General features: G+C 67.8%; 14 protein-coding genes. 9 read left to right on the top strand and 5 right to left on the bottom strand.

Annotation, left to right across the window (positions count from 1 at the left end; translation table 11 throughout):
• The first annotated feature begins 6 nt into the window (after nt 1-6).
• The 5 genes from KIH78_RS02995 to KIH78_RS02975 all read left to right on the top strand — a co-directional run bounded on the left by KIH78_RS02995 (nt 7) and on the right by KIH78_RS02975 (nt 5,766).
• A complete protein-coding gene (locus KIH78_RS02995) occupies nt 7-1,995 on the top strand; it encodes a glycoside hydrolase family 3 protein (RefSeq protein ID WP_219131162.1) in 1,989 nt (662 codons plus the stop codon).
• 540 nt (nt 1,996-2,535) lie between these two features.
• Complete coding sequence (locus KIH78_RS02990; protein ID WP_219131161.1) at nt 2,536-3,102, top strand: cadmium transporter; 567 nt, start codon at nt 2,536-2,538, stop codon at nt 3,100-3,102.
• Nucleotides 3,103-3,155: 53 nt separating this feature from the next.
• The gene (locus KIH78_RS02985) at nt 3,156-4,619 is read left to right on the top strand and encodes an L-serine ammonia-lyase (RefSeq protein WP_219131160.1); all 1,464 of its coding nucleotides are present in this window, start codon (nt 3,156-3,158) and stop codon (nt 4,617-4,619) included.
• Nucleotides 4,620-4,733: 114 nt separating this feature from the next.
• On the top strand, nt 4,734-5,138 hold the full coding sequence (locus tag KIH78_RS02980) for an FKBP-type peptidyl-prolyl cis-trans isomerase (protein ID WP_214311228.1): 405 nt from the start codon (nt 4,734-4,736) through the stop codon (nt 5,136-5,138).
• 148 nt (nt 5,139-5,286) lie between these two features.
• Nucleotides 5,287-5,766: a GreA/GreB family elongation factor gene (locus KIH78_RS02975; RefSeq protein ID WP_214311227.1), complete on the top strand. Its 480-nt coding sequence runs from the start codon at nt 5,287-5,289 to the stop codon at nt 5,764-5,766.
• Between the two features lie 149 nt (nt 5,767-5,915).
• On the opposite strand, the gene trhA is transcribed toward KIH78_RS02975, so the two are convergent.
• Nucleotides 5,916-6,797: a PAQR family membrane homeostasis protein TrhA gene (gene trhA / locus KIH78_RS02970; protein ID WP_420830098.1), complete on the bottom strand. Its 882-nt coding sequence runs from the start codon at nt 6,795-6,797 to the stop codon at nt 5,916-5,918.
• Nucleotides 6,798-7,005: 208 nt separating this feature from the next.
• Between trhA and KIH78_RS02965 the strand changes: the two genes are divergently transcribed.
• On the top strand, nt 7,006-8,496 hold the full coding sequence (locus KIH78_RS02965; protein ID WP_219131159.1) for a sensor histidine kinase: 1,491 nt from the start codon (nt 7,006-7,008) through the stop codon (nt 8,494-8,496).
• Nucleotides 8,497-8,583: 87 nt separating this feature from the next.
• On the opposite strand, the gene KIH78_RS02960 is transcribed toward KIH78_RS02965, so the two are convergent.
• The 4 genes from KIH78_RS02960 to KIH78_RS02945 form a co-directional block, all read right to left on the bottom strand.
• Nucleotides 8,584-8,862 (bottom strand): WhiB family transcriptional regulator, encoded by a 279-nt coding sequence (locus KIH78_RS02960; RefSeq protein ID WP_003826822.1) that lies wholly within the window; start codon nt 8,860-8,862, stop codon nt 8,584-8,586.
• Nucleotides 8,863-8,964: 102 nt separating this feature from the next.
• Nucleotides 8,965-10,758: an FtsK/SpoIIIE domain-containing protein gene (locus KIH78_RS02955; protein ID WP_219131158.1), complete on the bottom strand. Its 1,794-nt coding sequence runs from the start codon at nt 10,756-10,758 to the stop codon at nt 8,965-8,967.
• 283 nt (nt 10,759-11,041) lie between these two features.
• Nucleotides 11,042-12,511, bottom strand: coding sequence for an LCP family protein (locus KIH78_RS02950; RefSeq protein ID WP_236034379.1), 1,470 nt, complete (start codon nt 12,509-12,511; stop codon nt 11,042-11,044).
• Nucleotides 12,512-12,655: 144 nt separating this feature from the next.
• A complete protein-coding gene (locus KIH78_RS02945) occupies nt 12,656-14,089 on the bottom strand; it encodes an LCP family protein (protein ID WP_338024107.1) in 1,434 nt (477 codons plus the stop codon).
• A gap of 214 nt (nt 14,090-14,303) precedes the next feature.
• Here KIH78_RS02945 and KIH78_RS02940 point away from each other — a divergent pair, with 214 nt between their 5' ends.
• Genes KIH78_RS02940 through KIH78_RS02930 form a run of 3 tightly spaced genes read left to right on the top strand, consistent with a single transcriptional unit; the run spans nt 14,304 to nt 19,260 of the window.
• Complete coding sequence (locus KIH78_RS02940; protein ID WP_214311221.1) at nt 14,304-14,606, top strand: WhiB family transcriptional regulator; 303 nt, start codon at nt 14,304-14,306, stop codon at nt 14,604-14,606.
• Between the two features lie 23 nt (nt 14,607-14,629).
• A complete protein-coding gene (locus tag KIH78_RS02935) occupies nt 14,630-17,755 on the top strand; it encodes a glycosyltransferase family 2 protein (protein ID WP_219131313.1) in 3,126 nt (1,041 codons plus the stop codon).
• Nucleotides 17,752-19,260 carry a DUF5719 family protein gene (locus KIH78_RS02930; protein WP_219131155.1) on the top strand — a complete coding sequence of 503 codons (1,509 nt, stop codon included), beginning with the start codon at nt 17,752-17,754 and terminating at the stop codon, nt 19,258-19,260. The genes KIH78_RS02935 and KIH78_RS02930 overlap by 4 nt, the downstream gene beginning before the upstream one ends.

Genomic DNA, 19,260 nt, shown 5'->3' with positions numbered 1-19,260 from the left:
CAAGGGATGACCATGCACAACCGTATCCGACGCCGCAACGCAGTGGCGACCACATTGCTTTCGATGGCGATCTCAGCATCGCTGATGTTTGCCGCAGTGCCATTGGCCTCGGCAAACGACGACGGAAACCCGCATCGGAAACCCGCATCTTCACAGGCGGAACCGGCCGCCACCATGGTGACCGCCCGGAACGACCGCGTCGCACGATTACTGGCCTCGATGTCCCTGGAAGATAAAGTCGGTCAGATGATGCAGCCGGACACCCGGCACATCATGCCGCAACAAGCCGCCGAATACCATATCGGCTCCATACTGAGCGGCGGCGGTGCCGCCCCGGAATCAGGCAACAGCGCATCCGATTGGGCGAACCGCGCCGATTCCTACCAGCACGCCGTCATCAACGAGACCGGCATCCCGCTGCTGTACGGCGTGGACGCGGTACACGGCCACAACAACGTCGCCGACGCCACACTGTTCCCGCACAACGTCAACCTCGGCCAAACCGGGAACGCCGAACTCGTGAAGCAGATCGGAGCAATCACGGCAAGCGAGGTACGAGCCACCGGCTCCAACTGGGTATTCACGCCCACGCTGGGACTGCCCAAAAACGAACGATGGGGCCGCACCTATGAGGCATACGGTGAGAACGCAGATCTCTCGGCCAAACTCGGCGCCGCCTATATCGAAGGCTCGCAGGCGGGCGAAAGCGGCAGCGGGCTGGCCGGCTCGGACTCCGCCATCGCCACCGCGAAGCATTTCATCGGCGAGGGCATCACCAAAGACGGCGTCAACCAAGGTGACGTGCCTCTCGACTACGACAGCGAAGCATTCCGGAAGATTCTCGACAGCGAACTGCTGGTGCCCTACCGGGCGGCCGTCCAGGACGCGAACGTCAGATCGGTGATGGTCTCCTATAACTCCATCGGCGGTGTAAAATGCCACGGCAACGCCGACCTGCTCACCAACGTGCTGAAACGAGGACTCGGATTCACCGGCATCGTCATAACCGACTACAACGGCATCGATCAGATCGAGGGCAACCTGAACTACGCCCAGAAAGTGGCGAAGGCCGTGAACGCCGGCGTAGACATGCTCATGGTGGACGAACACGAGGGAACCCAACCCAAGTGGATCGCGGCACGCCAGGCCGTCATCGACGGCGTGAACTCCGGGGATATCGCCATGGCGCGCGTCGATGATGCGGTGACCCGTATCCTCAACGTGAAGGATGAGATGGGTCTGCTGGAGAACCCACAGCTGGCCTATTCAAATAAGGAACTGCTGTCGCAATTCGGCGGCGAGGCACATCGCGCCGTGGCCCGCGAGGCCGTCGCGCAGTCATTGACGCTACTCAAGAACAGGTCGACCGATGATGGCTCCACGTTGATGAACGACTTGCCGTCCATGAAGCGCATCGTCGTGGCGGGGTCGTCCGCCAACGACATCGGCATGCAGTCCGGCGGATGGACGATCACCTGGCAGGGGTCGGCTGGCGACATCACCAGCGGCACCACCATCTATGAGGGCCTCAAGACGGCCGGCAAAGAGAACGGACAAACCGTCGATCTCAAGGAAGACGGTTCATTCACCGGAAACTATGATGCGGCCATCGTCGTCGCCGGGGAAAGCCCATACGCGGAATACGCCGGCGACCGCACTGCGGATCAACTGACATTGCAGCAGAAGGATATCAATACGATCTCCAGCATCCGCAAAACGCATCCGAACCTGCCCATCGTCCTGGTACTGACCACGGGCCGAGCGCTGACCATCACCGACCAGCTCAAGCAGGTGGATGCGGTGGTCATGGCCGGGTTCCCCGGTTCCGAAGGAGAGGGTGTGGCCGATGTGCTGCTGTCCGCAGATCGGGACTTCAGCGGGCACCTGACGACTACCTGGCCGAAAGAAGCCAACAACATCACCAAGAAATATATCGATCCCAACACGGTACTGTTCCCGTACGGAACCGGGCTGGTCAAAAGCCAAGTGAACTAGTCCGCGAAGGAAACTGGTTGGAAGTGCCCGTGCCAAGTGGGCGGGCACTTCCGTGACACCTGGAATAGGAAGCGGGATTGTTTCTTATGCTCCGTCCTTGACCAATATGGGGAAGGCATGAGAGGATTCTGCCAGAGCCAAGGCTCTCTCCAGTTCAATCTTGGATTCTTCCAGCTTCGAAGTCTGCATGGCGATTTCCAGAATGGCCTGTTGCAACACGTAAGCATCATGCTGATCGGGAAGGAAATCGAAAGCCAACAGATCAGCAATTCGAGTTCTGTGTTCAGGGACGATCCTCTGATAATGATGGTCAGGAAACCGAATGGCAGGATGTTGCCGGTCAGTGTGAGTACATCTGTCTGGCCGCAAGTATGGAGCTTGGCGGTGTCTGTTGTCTGAAGCTCGATATGCTCGAATCCCTGCGGGGGCGCTTCCATCGTCAGCCATCGTTCGTCATCATCCGGAAACATGCCGCCGAAACATACGGCATATAGGCTTGTCCCTCGTTTCGACCACAGGAACGCGAAGGAGAGGAACGCCATGCCGTCCAGCTGGACCCACGTCGACAAGGACACCGCCACCGGAATCCCGGTCATGCTCGCGCAGAACGTCATCATCGGCACCGCCCTCACCGTCGGCGCCATCGCATGCTCCGGCTTCTACCTGTCGATGATCGGCAACGTCGCCTCCCTCCTGCCGTGGGCCCTGCTCGTCACGCTCGTGGCCGTCGCCTACACGTACGTCGTGGGATTCGCCCTGCTGTGGTGCGTGGAATCGTTCACGCTGCGCATGCGCGACAAGTTCAAGCCGTTCGCCTACGGCGTCGTCGGCGCCATCGGCTACGGCATATGGGGCCTGTTCGTCATGAGCTCCCTCATGAACTCGCTCGACCAGCCGCTCAACGGCGTGGTGCTCTCCAACGGCGACGTGCTCGCCGTCGCCGCCAACTACGCGGCGTTCGGGTTCGTGGCCTACCTCCTCGGGAAGCTGTACGCGGGCAAGGTCGCCGCGCGGAAGAGCCTCGCGTTCGGCCTGCTCGCCGCACAGCTCGTCCTCGCCGCGCTCGGCCTCGTCGTCGGCGTCATGATGTTCTCCGCCCTCGGCTGACGGGCAGGCGGGAAGCAGACGGTAAGACGGTACAGACGGAAAGGAGACCGCCAATGTTCAGCGTCCTCGACATGTTCACCATCGGCGTGGGCCCCAGCTCCTCGCACACCGTGGGGCCGATGGTCGCGGCGCACGCCTTCGTCGCCTCGATGCGCGACGCCGGCCTCGTCGAACGCACCGACCGCGTCAAGGTGACGCTCTACGGCTCCCTGTCCCTGACCGGCCTCGGACACGGCACCGACCGCGCCGTCATGGCCGGACTCGAAGGCAACCTGCCCGCCACCGTCGACACGCAGCACATGCTGCGGATCCGCGAGACGTGCGCGCTCGACGACACGCTCAACTTCGCCGGCACCAGACGCATCGGCTTCGACTACGACCGCGACATGGTCTTCGACAAATGGCGCCGCATGGCCGCCCACCCCAACGGCATGCGCTTCCAGGCGTTCGACGCGGCCGGCAGCCTCGTCGACGAACAGGTCTGGTACTCCATCGGCGGCGGATTCATCCGCAAGGGCGCACCCGACGACCTGATGATCGGCATCCACGAGCGTCCGCCGGAGGGCAGCACGTTCGCCGACGAGGACGGCGGCGACTCGGGCACCGACTTCGGTCCCGACGCGCCCTACCCGTTCTCCTCCGGCTCCGAGCTCGTGGCCCTGTGCCGCGAGCATCATCTGAGCATCGCCGAACTCGTCTGGGCCAACGAGACCGCCACCCGCTCGGCCGTGCAGGTCAGGACCGACATCGACAAGGTGTGGCGCGTCATGCGCGCATGCGTCGAACACGGCTGCACCTCCACCGAGACCGTCCTGCCAGGCGGCCTCGACGTGCCTCGCCGCGCCCCGCGCATGTACGAGCGCCTCGCCTCCAACTCCGATGTGCTCAAGCGCGGCCGTTCCCGCCGCGACGCCGTCCTCGAATCCTCCGACTCCGCGTGGGTGAACCTGTTCGCGCTCGCCGTGTCCGAGGAGAACGCCGGGGGAGGGCGCATCGTCACCGCCCCCACCAACGGCTCCGCCGGCATCATCCCCGCCGTGCTCCACTACTACTGGCACTTCATGGACGACGCCAACGAGGAGGGCGTCGTCACGTTCCTGCTCACAGCCGGCGCCATTGGCTACCTGTTCAAGCGCAACGCGTCGATCTCCGGCGCGGAGGTCGGATGCCAAGGCGAGGTCGGCTCGGCCTGCTCGATGGCTGCCGCCGGACTCGCCGCCGTGCTGGGCGGCACGCCCGAGCAGGTGGAGAACGCGGCCGAAATCGGCATCGAGCACAATCTCGGACTCACCTGCGACCCGGTCGGCGGCCTCGTGCAGATCCCGTGCATCGAACGCAACGCCATGGCCGCGAACACCGCCATCAACGCGGTACGCATGGCGATGCTCGGCGACGGATCGCACATCGTCACGCTCGACCAGGCCATCGAGACGATGCGCGAGACCGGCGAGGACATGATGGCCAAGTACAAGGAGACGTCCAAGGGCGGCCTCGCCGTCAACGTCGTCGAATGCTGAACACGGGCGCGGCGTCGCACGTCGCGCAGGGCGGACGGGCCATGCGGGCCGCGCGGTTCGGTGCTAATATGAGCGGCATTATGTCCGCAAGCAGCATGCGTCAAGGAGGCAACCATGGCTGATATGCCCATCGTGCAGGCCGAATTCGGCACCACGCCCGTCATCGAGTTCCCGACCGCCGAACCGCCGGCCGGTCTCAAGGCCGTCGAGATCGTCGAGGGCGACGGCCCGATGGTGCGCCGCGGCGACACCGTCACCGTGAACTACCACGGCGTGGTGTGGGGCGGTGACAAGCCGTTCGATTCCAGCTTCGACCGCCACCAGCCGGCCAGCTTCGGCATCGGCGTGGGCCAGGTCATCAAGGGCTGGGACCAGACCGTGCCGGGCCACAACGTCGGCTCCCGTCTCGTCGTCTCCATCCCGCCGGAGTACGGCTACGGCTCCCGCGGCGTGCCCCAGGCGGGCATCGGCGGCGGCGACACGTTGGTGTTCGTCATCGACATCATCTCCACGCGCTGACCGGACGCACACCGTCCGTCACATGACCGCCGCAGGCGCCGGAGCTCCGATCCGGCGCTTTCGCATATGGCGGCGCAAGGCCGTCCGGCGTCGTCCGACGTCGTCCGGACGGTTATGACCATCCGAACCAACGAGAGGAAAACCGATTATGAGCGAAGAGAAGACCATCCTGCTCACGCAGGAGGCATACGACAAGATGAAGGAGGAGCTCGCCTGGCGTGAGGGTGAATACCGCGACGAGATCCTCTCCAAGGTGTCCGCCGCGCGTGCGGAGGGCGATCTGAGCGAGAACGGCGGCTACCAGGCTGCCCGCGAGGCGCAGCGCGTCAACCAGGGGCGCATCGACGAGCTCACCGTCAAGCTGCGCAACGCCAAGATCCTCACCGCTCCGCCGGCCGGCAAGGTGGGCGACGGCTCCCTCGTCACGCTCGAGGTGATGGGCCGCGAACGCGTCTTCGTGCTCGGCACGCGCGACCTGTCCATCGCCACCGACCATGACATCATCAGCCCCGAATCGCCGATGGGCGCGGCCATCAACGGCGCGTCCGCCGGCGACACGGTGACCTATCAGGCCCCGAACGGCCGCGAGATCTCCGTGACCATCAAGGAGTCCAAGCCGCTGGTGTGAGCCATCGGCCGTTCCGGGCGTTCCGGGTCTCCCGGGCGTTCGGGAAGATATGACGAAGCCCTCCGCATCCCCGTGCGGAGGGCTTCGTCATATATGGGCATAGGGCCGCCGGCGGACCGTTCGCGGCCGTCATGCGGCGTTCGCGGACGCTACACCCACAGCGCCACGATCACCATGTAGATCGCCACCATGTGGCAGGCGTATCCGGCCACCGTGCCGCAGTGGAAGATCTCATGGAAGCCGAACACGCGCGGCCATGGATCCGGCTTGCGCAGCGCGTACACGATGGCGCCGAGGATGTAGCAGGCGCCGCCGGCGCACAGCAGGATCACCACGGCCGGGCCGGCGTACGGCGAGGTCCAGAACAGCGCCATGAACGCGAGGCCGTAGATGCCGAACACGATGTACACCACCGTGTATAGCCATCGCGGGGCGTTGATCCAGATCACGTGGATGACGAGCGCCACCGCGGTGCACGCCCACATCGAGATGATGATGAAGTCGCGCCAGAACGGCTGCAGGGCGAACGAGACCGGCGTGTACGTGCCGGCGATGAGCAGGAAGATGTTCACATGGTCGATGCGCCGCAGCACGTCGGTCACGCCGGGGCTCCAGTCTCCCAGATGGTAGCAGGCGGAGTTGGTGAACAGCACCAGGGAGCTCGTCATGAACACGGCGCATGCCCATTTGAGGCCCGCGCCCTGCGCCAGGCAGATGAGCACGATGCCGGCCGCCAGGGACAGCGGCGACGCCACGGCGTGGATCCAGCCACGCATGGCCGGCTTGGGACGTCCATGCACGTCCAGACGGACCTTGCGCGCCACCTTCTCCGGGGGGACGCCCTCCAGCTTCGCGGCCTTGGCCTCGCCCTTGGCGATGACGCGCTTGGCCTTGGCCTCGGCCTTGAGCCGGATCTCCTGCGCCTTGAGCTCGGCGCGGGAGCGCGCCGCGTCCGCCCTGGCCTTGAGCGCCTGTTCGCGCGCGTCGACGACCGCCTGACGCTTCCGTTTGATATCGTCGTCCGTCATCATGTCTGACATCCCCTCCGGACTCGTCCCGGCCCTCCGGCCGTCTTGACGAAAGACTAACTTACGTTACCGTAACTTACGATAGCGTAAGCATGGGCAAAGTCAAGCCCACCGTCAACGGACGCCCCGCGGCGTCGCCGGCGACGCCGTCCGGAAGGGCGGTCCGCCGGGCCACGGACGCAAGGCCCGTGCCCTGCGTATGATGGAGGCCATGGCAGATTTCTCACAGATCCTCGCGACGCGGCCCGACCTCGATGACCGGGACCGCGAATGGCTGCACCAGCTCGTCGCCGACTGGCAGGTGATCGCCGACCTGAGCTTCGCCGACCTGCTGCTCATCATGCAGAACGGCGACGGGCGCTACGTGGTGGCCGAACAATGCCGCCCCTCCACCGTCATGACGCTGCGCACCGACGACGTCGTCGGCGACGTCATGCCCGAGGCCATGACCGGCGAACTCGACGCCGCCATGGAATCCGCGGTGGTGTTCCGCTCCACCGTGCTGCGCACCGTCGGCAAATCCACCGTGTGCAACGTGTATGCGCCCGTGCGCCACCGCGGCAAGACCCTCGGCCTGGTGGTGCGCGAGACGAACATGGCCACGCGCGAATCCAACGGCCGCTACGAATCCGAAAGCATCAACGCCGGCAAGCAGCTCTATGAGATGATCCCCCGCGGGCAGTTCCCCTACTCGGACTCCGTCATGAGCCAGCGCCACATGGCGCGCGTGGCCGACGGCTTCATCGTCCTCACTCTCGACGGCATCGTGCGCTACGCCTCGCCGAACGCGATCAGCTGCTTCCGCCGGCTGGGACTGCTCACCACCATGCAGGGCCACTACCTGAGCGAGCTCGGCGCCGACCTGCTGCACGAACACGACGAGATCGTCGACGAGCAGCTGCCGCTCGTGCTCAGCGGCAAGGCGGCCGTGGACTCCGAGATCACCACGAACCGCTCCGCCGTCTCCGTGCGCTCGCTGCCCCTGTGCGACATGAACGGGCGCACGGGCGGCATCGTGCTGTGCCGTGACGTCACCGAACTGCGCCGGCGGGAGCAGGAGCTGCAGACCAAGGACGCGGCCATCTCCGAGATCCACCACCGTGTGAAGAACAACCTGCAGGCCGTCTCCGCCCTGCTGCGCCTCCAGGCGCGCAAGACCAAGTCGGAGGAGGTCAAGAAGGAGCTCAAGGAGGCGCAGCGGCGCGTGCAGACCATCGCCATGGTGCACGAGGGACTGAGCCAGACGGTCGACGAGGTGGTGGACTTCGACAACGTGATCGCCGGACTGCTCAAGATGGCCGTGGACGTGGCCTCCATGAGGGACCAGCACATCGACATCGACTTCGTCGGCAAATTCGGCATGATGCCCGCCCAGGACGCCACGCCGCTGTCCCTCGTGCTCACCGAGCTCATCACGAACTCCGTGGAGCATGGGTTCGAAGGCCGCAAGGAGGGGCGCATCACCATCTCCGTGGGCCGCTCCGGCTCCAACCTCAACGTGGTGGTCGAAGACAACGGCACCGGCCTCGACACCGAGGCGCAGGGCGGCATGGCCCGCTCCTCGGGCTCGGGACTGGGCACGCAGATCATCAACACGTTCGTCACCAACGACTTCGGCGGCACCGTGCACTGGGAGCCGCGTCGCGGCGGCGGCACCCGCGTGGTCCTCGACATGACCCTGCGCGCCGCGCAGTCGGAGTGACGCGCGGCACGGAGTGACCGCGCACCACGAGAAAAGCCTCGGCCCTGAACAGGGTCGAGGCTTTTTCCTTCCGAAAGACCGGAATGGTCAGATCTGCATCTGCATGGCCTGGGAGCGGCGCAGACGCATGGCCTTGCGCTTGAGCTGACGACGCTCATCCTCGCTCAGGCCGCCCCACACGCCGTAATCCTGGTTCGTGTCCAGAGCGCACTTGAGGCAGGCGTCGATCACCTTGCAGGTGCGGCACACGGCCTTGGCCTCCTCGATCTGCTGGTAGGCGGCGCCGGTGTTGCCCACCGGGAAGAACAATTCCGGATCCTTGTCACGGCACGCAGCCTTGGCACGCCAATCAAATGCACTGCTCATCGTCGTCATACTCCAATCCGATACCAACAATCGTGTCCTGTACTACATAAGCACGTTCGATGGTCTTTTTCAAGACTTTCGCGCAAAGAAGACGCCGGCGGTTCATGGCGCCCCCGAGCGGGCGGGCGTGCCGGACGCGCATTGCACGGCCCACGCCCTGGCGCCGTCGACCAGCACCGCGCGGCCCGGCAGCGCCATGTCGTCAGGGCCGAACGACGACCACAGGTCGCCGGGCACGCCGTTCATCATGTCGACGGCGCGGTCGCCGGTGGGGAACACCACGCGCACCGCGCAATGCTCCGGAACCCGCACATGACGGGTCGTCTCCGCCGCGAACACCACGGTGACCCGCCGGTCGGACAACGCCTCCCGCAGCTCGGCGCACAGCGGGTCGTCCCCGAACGGATCGAACAGCGGGCCGGCGTCGTCGACGATCCACACGCGACGTGGCGGAGACGGGGGCGGGCCGCCGGACGGGAACGCGCCTTGGACCGGGGCGACATGCACGTCGCGGGTGACCGGACCGCAGGGACCGCATGACGTGACCCGCACCGCGAACCCGCCGCACTCGCGCGCCAGCGCCACGATCCGGCGTTCCACATGCGACAGCAGCGTGGACTTGCCACGGCCATGCTGTCCGAACACGCCCACATTGCCGCGCAGCAGCGGCAGGAACGCCGTCGACAGCCGCACGCCGTCGTCGCGCAGCGCGAACGGCACCGCATCCCGCGCGGAAGCCGCCTCCAACGCGCGCACCACGCGGGGCAGGGGAGCGGTGAACAACGCAGGCGGCGGCACCGACCCCTCGAACACGGCGGCGGCCCGCACCGCATCCACGATGCGTCCGATGTCGTCCGCGGCGGCGCACCGCCACGCCGTCACCCGCTCGCCGTCGTTCGCATACGCCACCCCGGGCAGGGACGGCGGGATCGCCGCCGCCTTCGCCGAACCGATGAGCTCCGTCGACTGCAACGCGTCGCGCACGCGCAGACACAGCCCCAACGACATGTTCGCCTTCATATCCGCACCCACCTGGCCGGACGGATGCTGCGTGCACGCCACCACATGCATGCCCAGCGCACGCCCCAGCGAGGCGATGCGCACCAGCCGGTCCACCACGTCGGGCAACTGGTCGCGCAGCGCGTGGAACTCGTCGGCCACGACCACCATGCGCGGCGGCGCCAACCCCTCCGGCATCGACGCCACATCCGGCGCACCGCTCGACGCCACCAGACGCTCACGGCGTCGCAGCTCCTCCTCGATGGCATGCAGCGCCCGTTTCGCATGCGCCAGATCCAGATCGCACACGTTGCCCACGCAATGGGGCAGCCGCGCCAACGGCCTGAACGCCGCGCCGCCTTTGAAATCGAGGAACACGAACCGCAACGCATCCGGCGGATTGCGGCACGCCATGGCCAGGCACCAGCTCTGCAGCAGCACCGACTTGCCCGAACCGGTGGTTCCCGCCACCAGGGCGTGCGGCCCCTGCCTGCCCAGATCGAGACGGAACACGCCGTCGAGATCGACGCCCACGGGGACGTCCAATCCCGGAGGCTCCAGCCATCGCCGTACCACGGTGCGCCAAGGCAGCGGATCGCGCGCCGCGTCCAGTCCCAGCAGATCCTCCAGCACGCATGGATGCAGGAGATCCAGCCGCGTATGGTCGTCGAGGGGAGGCCCGGCACGGCCCGACGACCCTCCCGTTCCGCCCGCCGTCGCGGAATCCGGCGGTCCGGAGCCGGAGGCGGACGCGGCGCGCATCCGCTGGAGCAGCAGCATGGCGGCGCAGCCGATGATCGTGGGCGCCAGCATGGCGGCGTACAGCCACCGGCGCATGGCCAGCAGCATGACGAGCATGACCGCCTGCGCGGCCAGTGGCGCCGCGGCTGCGAGCATGGCGAGTGTGCGCTCGCGGTCGCGTGGAGTGCGTGGCGTGCGTGGCGTGCGTGTTCGGTCGCGTGGCGTGGTCCGGTCGCGTGAGGCGCGTGTCCGATTGCGTGGAGTGCGGTTCCTTGGTTCCCGTGTCATGGCGTCCACTGTGGCCGCCATGACACGGGCGGCGCAAGGCCGAACGGGTGATGTGGATAGAGCCCCCGGGAATCTTCACATCCTCGTGGGGCGGCATATGAGGGACGACATGCGAAGGGAACGCAGCGGAACGGGCCACGCACCGCCGCCGTCAGGACGACTGTTGGGATTCGGCGAGCGTGCCCACCGTCCCCGCCGCATGCGTGCCGGCGGCGAGTTCGGAGAACAGTTCGGTGTTGCGGCTGTCGTCGAGCAGCACCGAGGAGCCGACCCCGCTCACCTGATAGTCCGGGTTCGTCCAGTACACGGAGCCGGTGATGCCCTTGGACCCGGTGGCGGCCTTGAACGCCAACGCCATGTCCAGCAGCGTGAGCGGATTGGTCTTGTCATCGACGGTCAGCGCGGCCAGGCCGGCGTCCGCGGTCTTCGTGACGGTCGACGGGCTCGCCAGCACCTCCTTGGACGACGCCTTCTTCACGATGGCGGCGATGACCTGACGCTGGCGTTGGGCGCGTCCGAAGTCGCCGTTCGCGTCCGAATAGCGCATGCGGGAGAACGCCAGGGCCGTGTCGCCATCCGCGACATGGCATCCCGCGGTCCAGTCGAGACCGGATTTCGCGTCGTTGACGGTCTGGTCGTAGCACAGCTCCACGCCGCCGATCGCGTCCACCACGTGCTTGAGGCCGCCGAACTTGATCTTGGCGATGTGGTCGATGTTCTGTCCGGTGATCCGCTCCACGGTGGAGACCAGCGCCTTGCCGCCGTCCACCTGCGCCACGGCGTTGATCTTCATGTACGTGCCGTCCACCTGGACGAGGGAGTCTCGGGGTATGGAGATCAGCGAACTCGCGCCGTTGTTCGGCTTGGTGAGCACCAGGATGGTGTCGGTGCGGAAGCCCGGCGTGTCGTCCGCGCTGCCGCCCGTGGTGCCGTCGCGTTCGTCCGATCCGAGGATGAGCCATGATTCGCCGTGCGTGTTCGTGGAGCCGGTGAGCCAGCCCGACTCCTTGTTGAGGCGGGAGTCCACCCAGTTCCATGCGCCGAACACGGCCAGCGCCAGCGCGACGAGGAGCAGGGCCACTGCGACGAGCGCTGTCCGTCCCGCATGCCGCGGCCTCATCGGACGTGCCGTGCGGCGTCGGGGCAGACGGGAATCTGCATCCGTGGGTATGGAGGCGACGCTGGTGGAGCCGGCGGAGCGTCGGGTGGGGCGGGCCGGAAGCGCGTCTTCGAGGCCGGCGCCGCGCTGCGATCCCGCTACGCGCGGGTTCCGGGTCCGTGCGGAGACGGCCGCGTCGCGATGCGACGACGACGTGCGCGGTGTGAACGACGCCGGTTGCGCCGCGGCCGCCGGCTGCGACGGCTGCGGCACGCGGCGTTCGCCGGCACGACGCTGCGTGGGCGGCGTGAAGCTTGGGGGGACGGCGGTCTCGCGACGGGAGGCCACCGACGATGAGCGGGGGACGGCGACGCGGCGCATGTCGCCGTCCCCGGTATCGGCGTCGGAGGAGATTCCGACGTGGGGGACGGACGGGGCGGCGGGCGGACGTCGGCGCGATCCGGCGGGAATGAAGCTGGGCGGAGTCGCCTGCGAGCCCATCCCATCGCCTTCCAGAGTCATGCCGCCTCCCGATCAGTCACAGTCGCTTGAAAACTTCTGCAACTGTTGCACATAACCGGCCCCGTGGTGGCGGGGCGTCGCGGATTTTCTCATTTCCGGCACATGACCGGCGCAGGACCGGTGCCGGTCATGTGCCCGGGCGGGTCAGCTCGCCTTGCACGCCACGTTGTTGAGGTAGTCCTCGGAGATGCCGATCACCAGGCCGGTCGTGGCGTCCTTGATGATGCCGGTGTCCTTGTCGATGACGCCGCCGGTGCTCGCGTCGATGTAGTTGCCGGAGGCGTCCTCGGTGATGGTGGAGCTGATCTGCTTGGAGGATTCGGACTGCTGCCCGGAATTGTCCGTGGAATCCTGGGAGCCGGACGTCTGGGAGGAGGTGTCGGACTGCTGGTCGGAACCGTTGGCGTCGGACGAGTCGTTGGCGTCGGAGGAGGAACCGGAATCCCCGGAGGACGCCTGCTGCTCGACGAACGGCGTGTCGTTGCGCATCTTCGCCCACAGCGTGTCCGCGTCGGCGGTCCACACCACGCGGTTGCGGTCGCGGGCCCATGACGTGACGGGCACGGTGCGCGCATACAGGTGCGAGGTGTCGAGGCTCTTCATGCTCATGGCGAGACCGGCCAGCGTGGTGGTGTTGGCGAGGCCCTTGGAGATGTTGAGCGACTTCAGCGCGGCCTTGGCGAGCTGGTAGAGCTGGCCGGACTGGGTGAGCATGTTCTTGTTGAGCGCCTGCTGGAGCAGCTGCTTGACGAGATACTGCTGACGCGTGGTGCGCTGGATGTCGGACCCGTCGCCGGCGCCGTGCCGCAGACGGGCGTACTGGGTGGCGGCCATGCCGTCCAGGTGGTGCCATCCCTTGGCGAGGTCCACGCCGGTGTTGGGGTCGTTGACGTCGGACGGGATGCACAGGTCCACGCCGTCCACGGCGTCGATCATGGTCTTCAGACCGTTGAAGTCCACGACGATGAAGTTCTGGATGTCGAGCCCGGTCAGCGAATTCACCGCGTTCATCGTGCAGCTGGCCGCGGAGGAGAGGTTACCGGCGCGCTGGTAGGCGGTGGCGAAGATGGAGTTGAACATCACGTCGTACTGCGCGCCGATCGTGCCGTTCGTGGTGGTGCAGCTGGGGACGTCGACGATGGAGTCGCGCGGGATGGAGACCAGGTTGACGTACGAACGGTCCGCCGCGATCTGCACGACCATGGTGGTGTCCGCCTGATGGTTCGCGGCGAGGTCCGCGCCTTCGCCGCCGACCGCCGCGTTGCCCGCGCCCTCGCGCGTGTCCTGACCGAGCACGAGCACGTTGATGGGCTTGCCCGCGTTCGGGTCGACCACCGAGACGTCGGCGGTCTTGCCGTCCTGCCCGATCACATCCGTCGACCTGCTGTTGATCGTGTGCTGGATGTCCAGGAGCGTGGACGCCGAGGCGGTGCCCGCGAACGTGAGCAGAGCCGCCACCACGCACACGATGACGTTGCGCACGCGATGCTGCACGCGGTACGCGGTGCCGTGCCGGGGCGCGGCGTCCTCCCATCCGTTGAGATTGGGCACACCTGCGGCGGATCGTCTCGAGCTCACGCTGAATACCTTCCTGTAGGGGCTGGAACATGACGATTGTACGGCAGGCAAGCGAAAAGAAACCTGAACGCGGCGGACCCGGCGTCCGGACACATAGCACAAGTCGCTCCGAAGCGTGGTATTGACACGGCATGACTTGACAAAAAGGAAAACGCAAGTGTGTAATCTAGTGGCGAAGGACGGCGAAACACCGACGGCAGGAAGGAAGACGCGCATGAGGGGGATGTCGGACGATTCCGCCGACGGCTCGCTGGGGGAGCTGCTGTGGGGGCTGTTCCCGCCGGACGAGGATGTATCGTGGCAGCATAAGGCGTTGTGCTCGCAGACCGACCCCGAGGCGTTCTTCCCGGAGAAGGGCGGATCCACCAGGGACGCGAAGCGCGTATGCGCGCAGTGCGAGGTGCGCGAGCAATGCCTCCAATGGGCCATCGACCATGACGAACGCTTCGGCATCTGGGGCGGCATGAGCGAACGCGAACGGCGAAGGTACAAGAAGATGCGCAAGGAGCAGGTTTGAACCAGGAACCGGACGAGACAACCATGGAGACGGGCGGCGTGCGTCAGGTGTTGGCCGACGCATTGTCCGCCCGTCCCTATTCCCACAGCCAGGGCGTGGAACCCGGGGTGGCGGCCGTCATCTGCGTGGAGGACGACCTGAGCTTCCTGCCGGACACGCTCGCCGCGGTGCTGCGGCAGACCACGCTGCCCGGCGTCATCGTGGTGGCGGACTGCACGGGCGGCACCGCCCAGCCGGTCCAGACCTCGTTCGAGGTGATCGCCGCCTCCCATGAGCCGCTCGAGCGAGTGCCCGAGCCCATGAACGTCAGCGTGCGGCTGGTGCGCGCGCAAGGGGCGCGGTCGTTCGGCGACGCCGTGCGCCGCGCGCTCGCCTATGCGCATCTCGACGCCTCCACGCGCGCCCTGTGGGTGCTGCACGACGATTCACGCCCGGCCGACGAGCGCTGCCTCGAGCGGCTCGTCGAGGCGATGCGCAACACGCCCGGCGCCTCGCTGCTGGGCGCCAAGCAGCTCGACTGGTCCGGGGAGAACCTGCACGGCGTGGGCGCCTACGCCTCCGGACACGGCATCAACACGCTGGTGGTGGACGGCGAACCGGACCAGGAGCAGTACGACGGACGCGCCGACGTGTTCGCCGTCTCGCTGGCCGGCGCGCTGATCCCGGTGGAGACCCTCGCGGCCACGTCCGGGGTGACCGCCTGGCTGGGCACGTTCGCCGAAGGGGCCGACCTCTGCCGCAGGATCTGCCGCGGAGGCGGACGCGTGGTGGTCGTCCCCGGCGCCCGCGTGGCGCATCGCCGGGCGCGGTACGAGGGGCTGCGCACCCGGGCCGGCAGGCCGGTGGACGCCGACGACGCCGTGAATCCGGCCATGCGCGTGATGGACGCGTGGCAGCGCTACCGCTACACCGACATCCCCATGGCCATGTGGCCTCTCACATGGCTCTGGTCGCTCGTCGCCTCGTTGGCCGGCGCGCTGGCGCTGCTCGTCGGCAAGCAGCCGTACGAGGCCTGGTGCCGCCTGTGCATGCCATGGCGGGCCCTGGCCGGCATCCCCGGCTCCGGCAAGGCACGCCGCGCCGTGGCCCGCGGCAACGCCGCCTCCCGCGCGCAGATGGCCATGCTCACCGCCGGCCGTGACCAGATCGCGCGGTGGAGGGAACGCCGCCGCGCGCTCCTCGACCAGCGCGGCACCGTGCTGCTCGGCCCGCTGGTGCGCGCGCATCTGCGCGGAAGGCTGCTCAGACGTTGGCTGCTTGCCGTGCTCATGGCCGCCGTCGCCTTCGGCACCGTGGTCGCGTTGGATTGGACGCTGTTCCGTTCCGCCCTGTCCGGCGGATCGCTGGTCTCGGACCGGTGGTGGCCCACGGACGCCACGCTCGGCCAGGTCGCGCAGGCTGCCACCACGCAGTGGCTGTGGGGCGTGGGCACGGGCGTGTCCGTCCCGCCCGCCCCCTGGCTGTGGGTGCTGCTCATCGCCTCGCTGCTCACCGGCGGCCATGTCGCCGCCGCCACTTCGCTCATCCTGTTCGTCGCGGCCCCCGTCTCGGCGTTGTCGTTCTGGGCCCTGGCCGGCGTCTTCACCCGCTCCGACGCGGTCCGCGTGACCTGCGGCCTGCTGTGGGCGGCGTCCGGCATGGCCGCCGGACTGACGACGGACGTGGACCTGCCCATGCTCACCGTGATGATGTTCCTGCCGGCCGCGTTTGCGTTCACGTTCCGCGCCGTCGGCCGCTACCGCACCGAGGATCCGGTGCGGCCGCGCCCCTCGGTGCAGGCGGCCGCGGCCGCGTCCCTGTGCTTCATGCCAGTCGTGGCCGCCGAGCCGCAGCTGCTGCTGCCGCTCGTCGTGATCTTCGTCGTGTTCCTCCTGTTCGTGCCGCGGCACCGCGCCATGCTCCTGCTCATGCCCGTCCCCGCCGCGCTCCTCGTCGCCCCGACGCTCGCCAACGCCGTGCGGCGTTTCGGTTCGGGGGAGTGGCGCCAGCTGTTCGGCGACATGACCGTCCCGTCCGTCGCCTCGAACGGTGAGCCCGACTCGCTCAACCTCTACGGCGTGACGGCCCGCGCGTTCGGATTCGATACGCTTGCGCAGCCGTTCGGCATGGTCACGATGGCGGTGCTCGCCGTGATCGTCGTCCTTGCCGTCGTCGCGCTCATGCTGCCGTCCGTGTTGCGCATCTCCCGCATGATGTGGGTGGTCATCGTCGCCGGCGGCGCGTTGAGTCTCGTCTCGTCCCGCGTGGCCATCGCCGTCGGCGTGGACGGCGCCATCGCCGGATCGGTACTGCCCGGCCTGTCCCTCGCTCTGATGGGGGCCATCTCCTGCGTGTGCCTGACGGCCGGCGGGGCCGTCACGCCGTTCGCCGAGATCGCCGCCCGGGCCGGAAGGCCGGAAGCGGCCGACGGCACGGGGAAGCGGCGCAGGGGACGTCCGTCCGACAGACGGTCGCGGACGATGTTCCGCATCGGCAGGATCGCGATGTGCGTGGTCCTGCTCGCCGGCACGGTCGCATGGAGCGGCCTCGCCGCCGCCCACCATCCGGCCGGCGGCGCGTCCGTCACCTCGTCCGGTCTGCCGATGGTGGCCATGGATGCGCTCCAGCGCGACCCGGACCAGCGGGTGCTGGCCGTCTACGCCGATTCCGCCAACGAGGTGGACTACGCGGTGATGCACACCTCGCGCGGCGACCTCATCGACTCCTCGCCCGCATGGCGCGCCCGCCAGGCCTCCGGGCAGGGCAGCGAGGAGGACGCCAAGCTCGGCGACGTCGCCGCACGCCTGCTGTCCAACGAGGACGGCGAGGCCGTGGACCAGCTCGTCTCGCTGGGCTTCGGCGGCATCTACGTCGTCGCGGGCGGCAGCGGATCCGACCGTCTCATGACGAACATCACCGCCTCCGAGGGCACGCAATCCGTCGTGGCCTCCTCCGAGGGGACCTACTATCGCCTCGTCGCCGCGGAAGGCAACACCGTCTCGGTGGACACCGCATGGCAGCGGCGCATGCAGCGGAGCCCCTGGCGTACGGCATGGCTGTCCTGCCTGGGGATCGTCGTCATCCTCTACATGCTCGTGGCCGTACCCCGAAGGCACCGCACGCCGCTGCGCGAGGACGGACATGACGATGAGGAGAGGAAGGAAGCATGAGCAACACCATGGCCACGGCGAAACGCGTGATCCGCGTGATCCTCGCCGTCATCTCCAGCATCGTCCTCATCGGCGCGTTCGCCGTGCTGGCCGTCGTCGACCTGCCGCACGTCTTCGTCGACGCCCCCGGGACGTCGCTCGCCGCGGACCACGACATCGTCCAGCAGCGTCTGACCGCATACTGCCCCGCGCGCATGCGGCTGTCGGATTCCACGGACTGGGGCGACAGCGACTACCGCGCCTCCGAGGGAGACCTCGCCACCACCGCCACATACGCGGCGTTCGGTTCCGTCTACGCCTCGACGGCGTCGTCGTTCGACGTCGGCTCGGGCGACGACGTCACGCTCGAGGCGCCGGCCAACGCCGGACGCGAGGACGCCATGGTGGCCAAGGACGCCGACGGCGTCTCCCGCACGCTCTCCACGAACCTGCTCCAGGCGGGCGTCGGCTCCGGACACGCCGGCGTCATCGCCTCGCACGCCTCGGACGGAGACCTCCGGGGCATCTCCGCGGGCACCTGCACGACCCCCGCGGTCAGCCAATCGTTCCTGCTCACCGCCACCACCACCGGCGTGACGCAGCAGCTCGTCATCGCCAACCCCTCCTCCAAGGCCACCGGCGTGACCATCGCCGTGACCGGCAGCGAACGGTCCGGACGCATGGGACTCGCCACCGCCGGCTCCACGACCGTCGAGGCCAACGCCGAAACCACCATCGATCTGTCCGCCGCCGCGTCCGGCCAGAACGGCCTGTACGTCACGGTGACCAGCGACGCGACGCCCGTCGCCGCCGTGGTGCGCACGCTCGCCGCCGACGGGCTGACGCCCAAGGGCTCGGACTTCGCCATGCCGCTCGAGCAGCCGTCCGGGACCGTCGCCATCCCCTCCGTCGCGGAAGGCGACCGGACGACCCTCTACCTGCACGCCGCCAAGGCCACCCGGACACGACTGTCCTGGATGACCGACGACGGCCCCGTCGCCATCCGCACCGTCAAGACGGACGCCGACCGCGTGGACGTCATCGACCTCGGCGCCGCGCCCAAGGGCGCGCACGCCATCCTCGTCGAAGCCGGGGCGAAGGTCTCCGCCATGGCCAAGGCCGTGAGGACGGGGGCGTCCGGACAGGAGGACTTCGCGTTGCTCGGCGCGCCGGCCGCCTCCGCCTCCACCGGCACAGCCCTGCCGGACGGCTACGACGCCGACGTGGTCCTCGCCAACACCGGCGACGCGGACTCCACAGCGCACGTCACCGTCATGGACGCCGACGGCAACGCCGGAAGCGTGCAGGACGTGGCCGTCAAGGCCCACGCCGCCGTCACCATGAAGGCGTCCGGATCGGCGGTGGTCGTCGCCGACGCCGACGATACCGTCGTCTGGGGCGTACGGCTCACCGGCGCCGGACTCGACACGGCGAAGACCGCCGGTCTCGCCGCCGTCACCCCCACGGCATTGGCCGTGCGTGAGGAGAACGTGGCCTCCGTCGAGAACCACGGCATCGTCCGCTGA

This window comes from Bifidobacterium saguinibicoloris (assembly GCF_019331725.1).
Lineage (GTDB): Bacteria > Actinomycetota > Actinomycetes > Actinomycetales > Bifidobacteriaceae > Bifidobacterium > Bifidobacterium saguinibicoloris.
The sequence above is the reverse complement of the archived record's forward strand: the minus strand, read 5'-3'. Positions and strand labels throughout refer to the sequence as shown.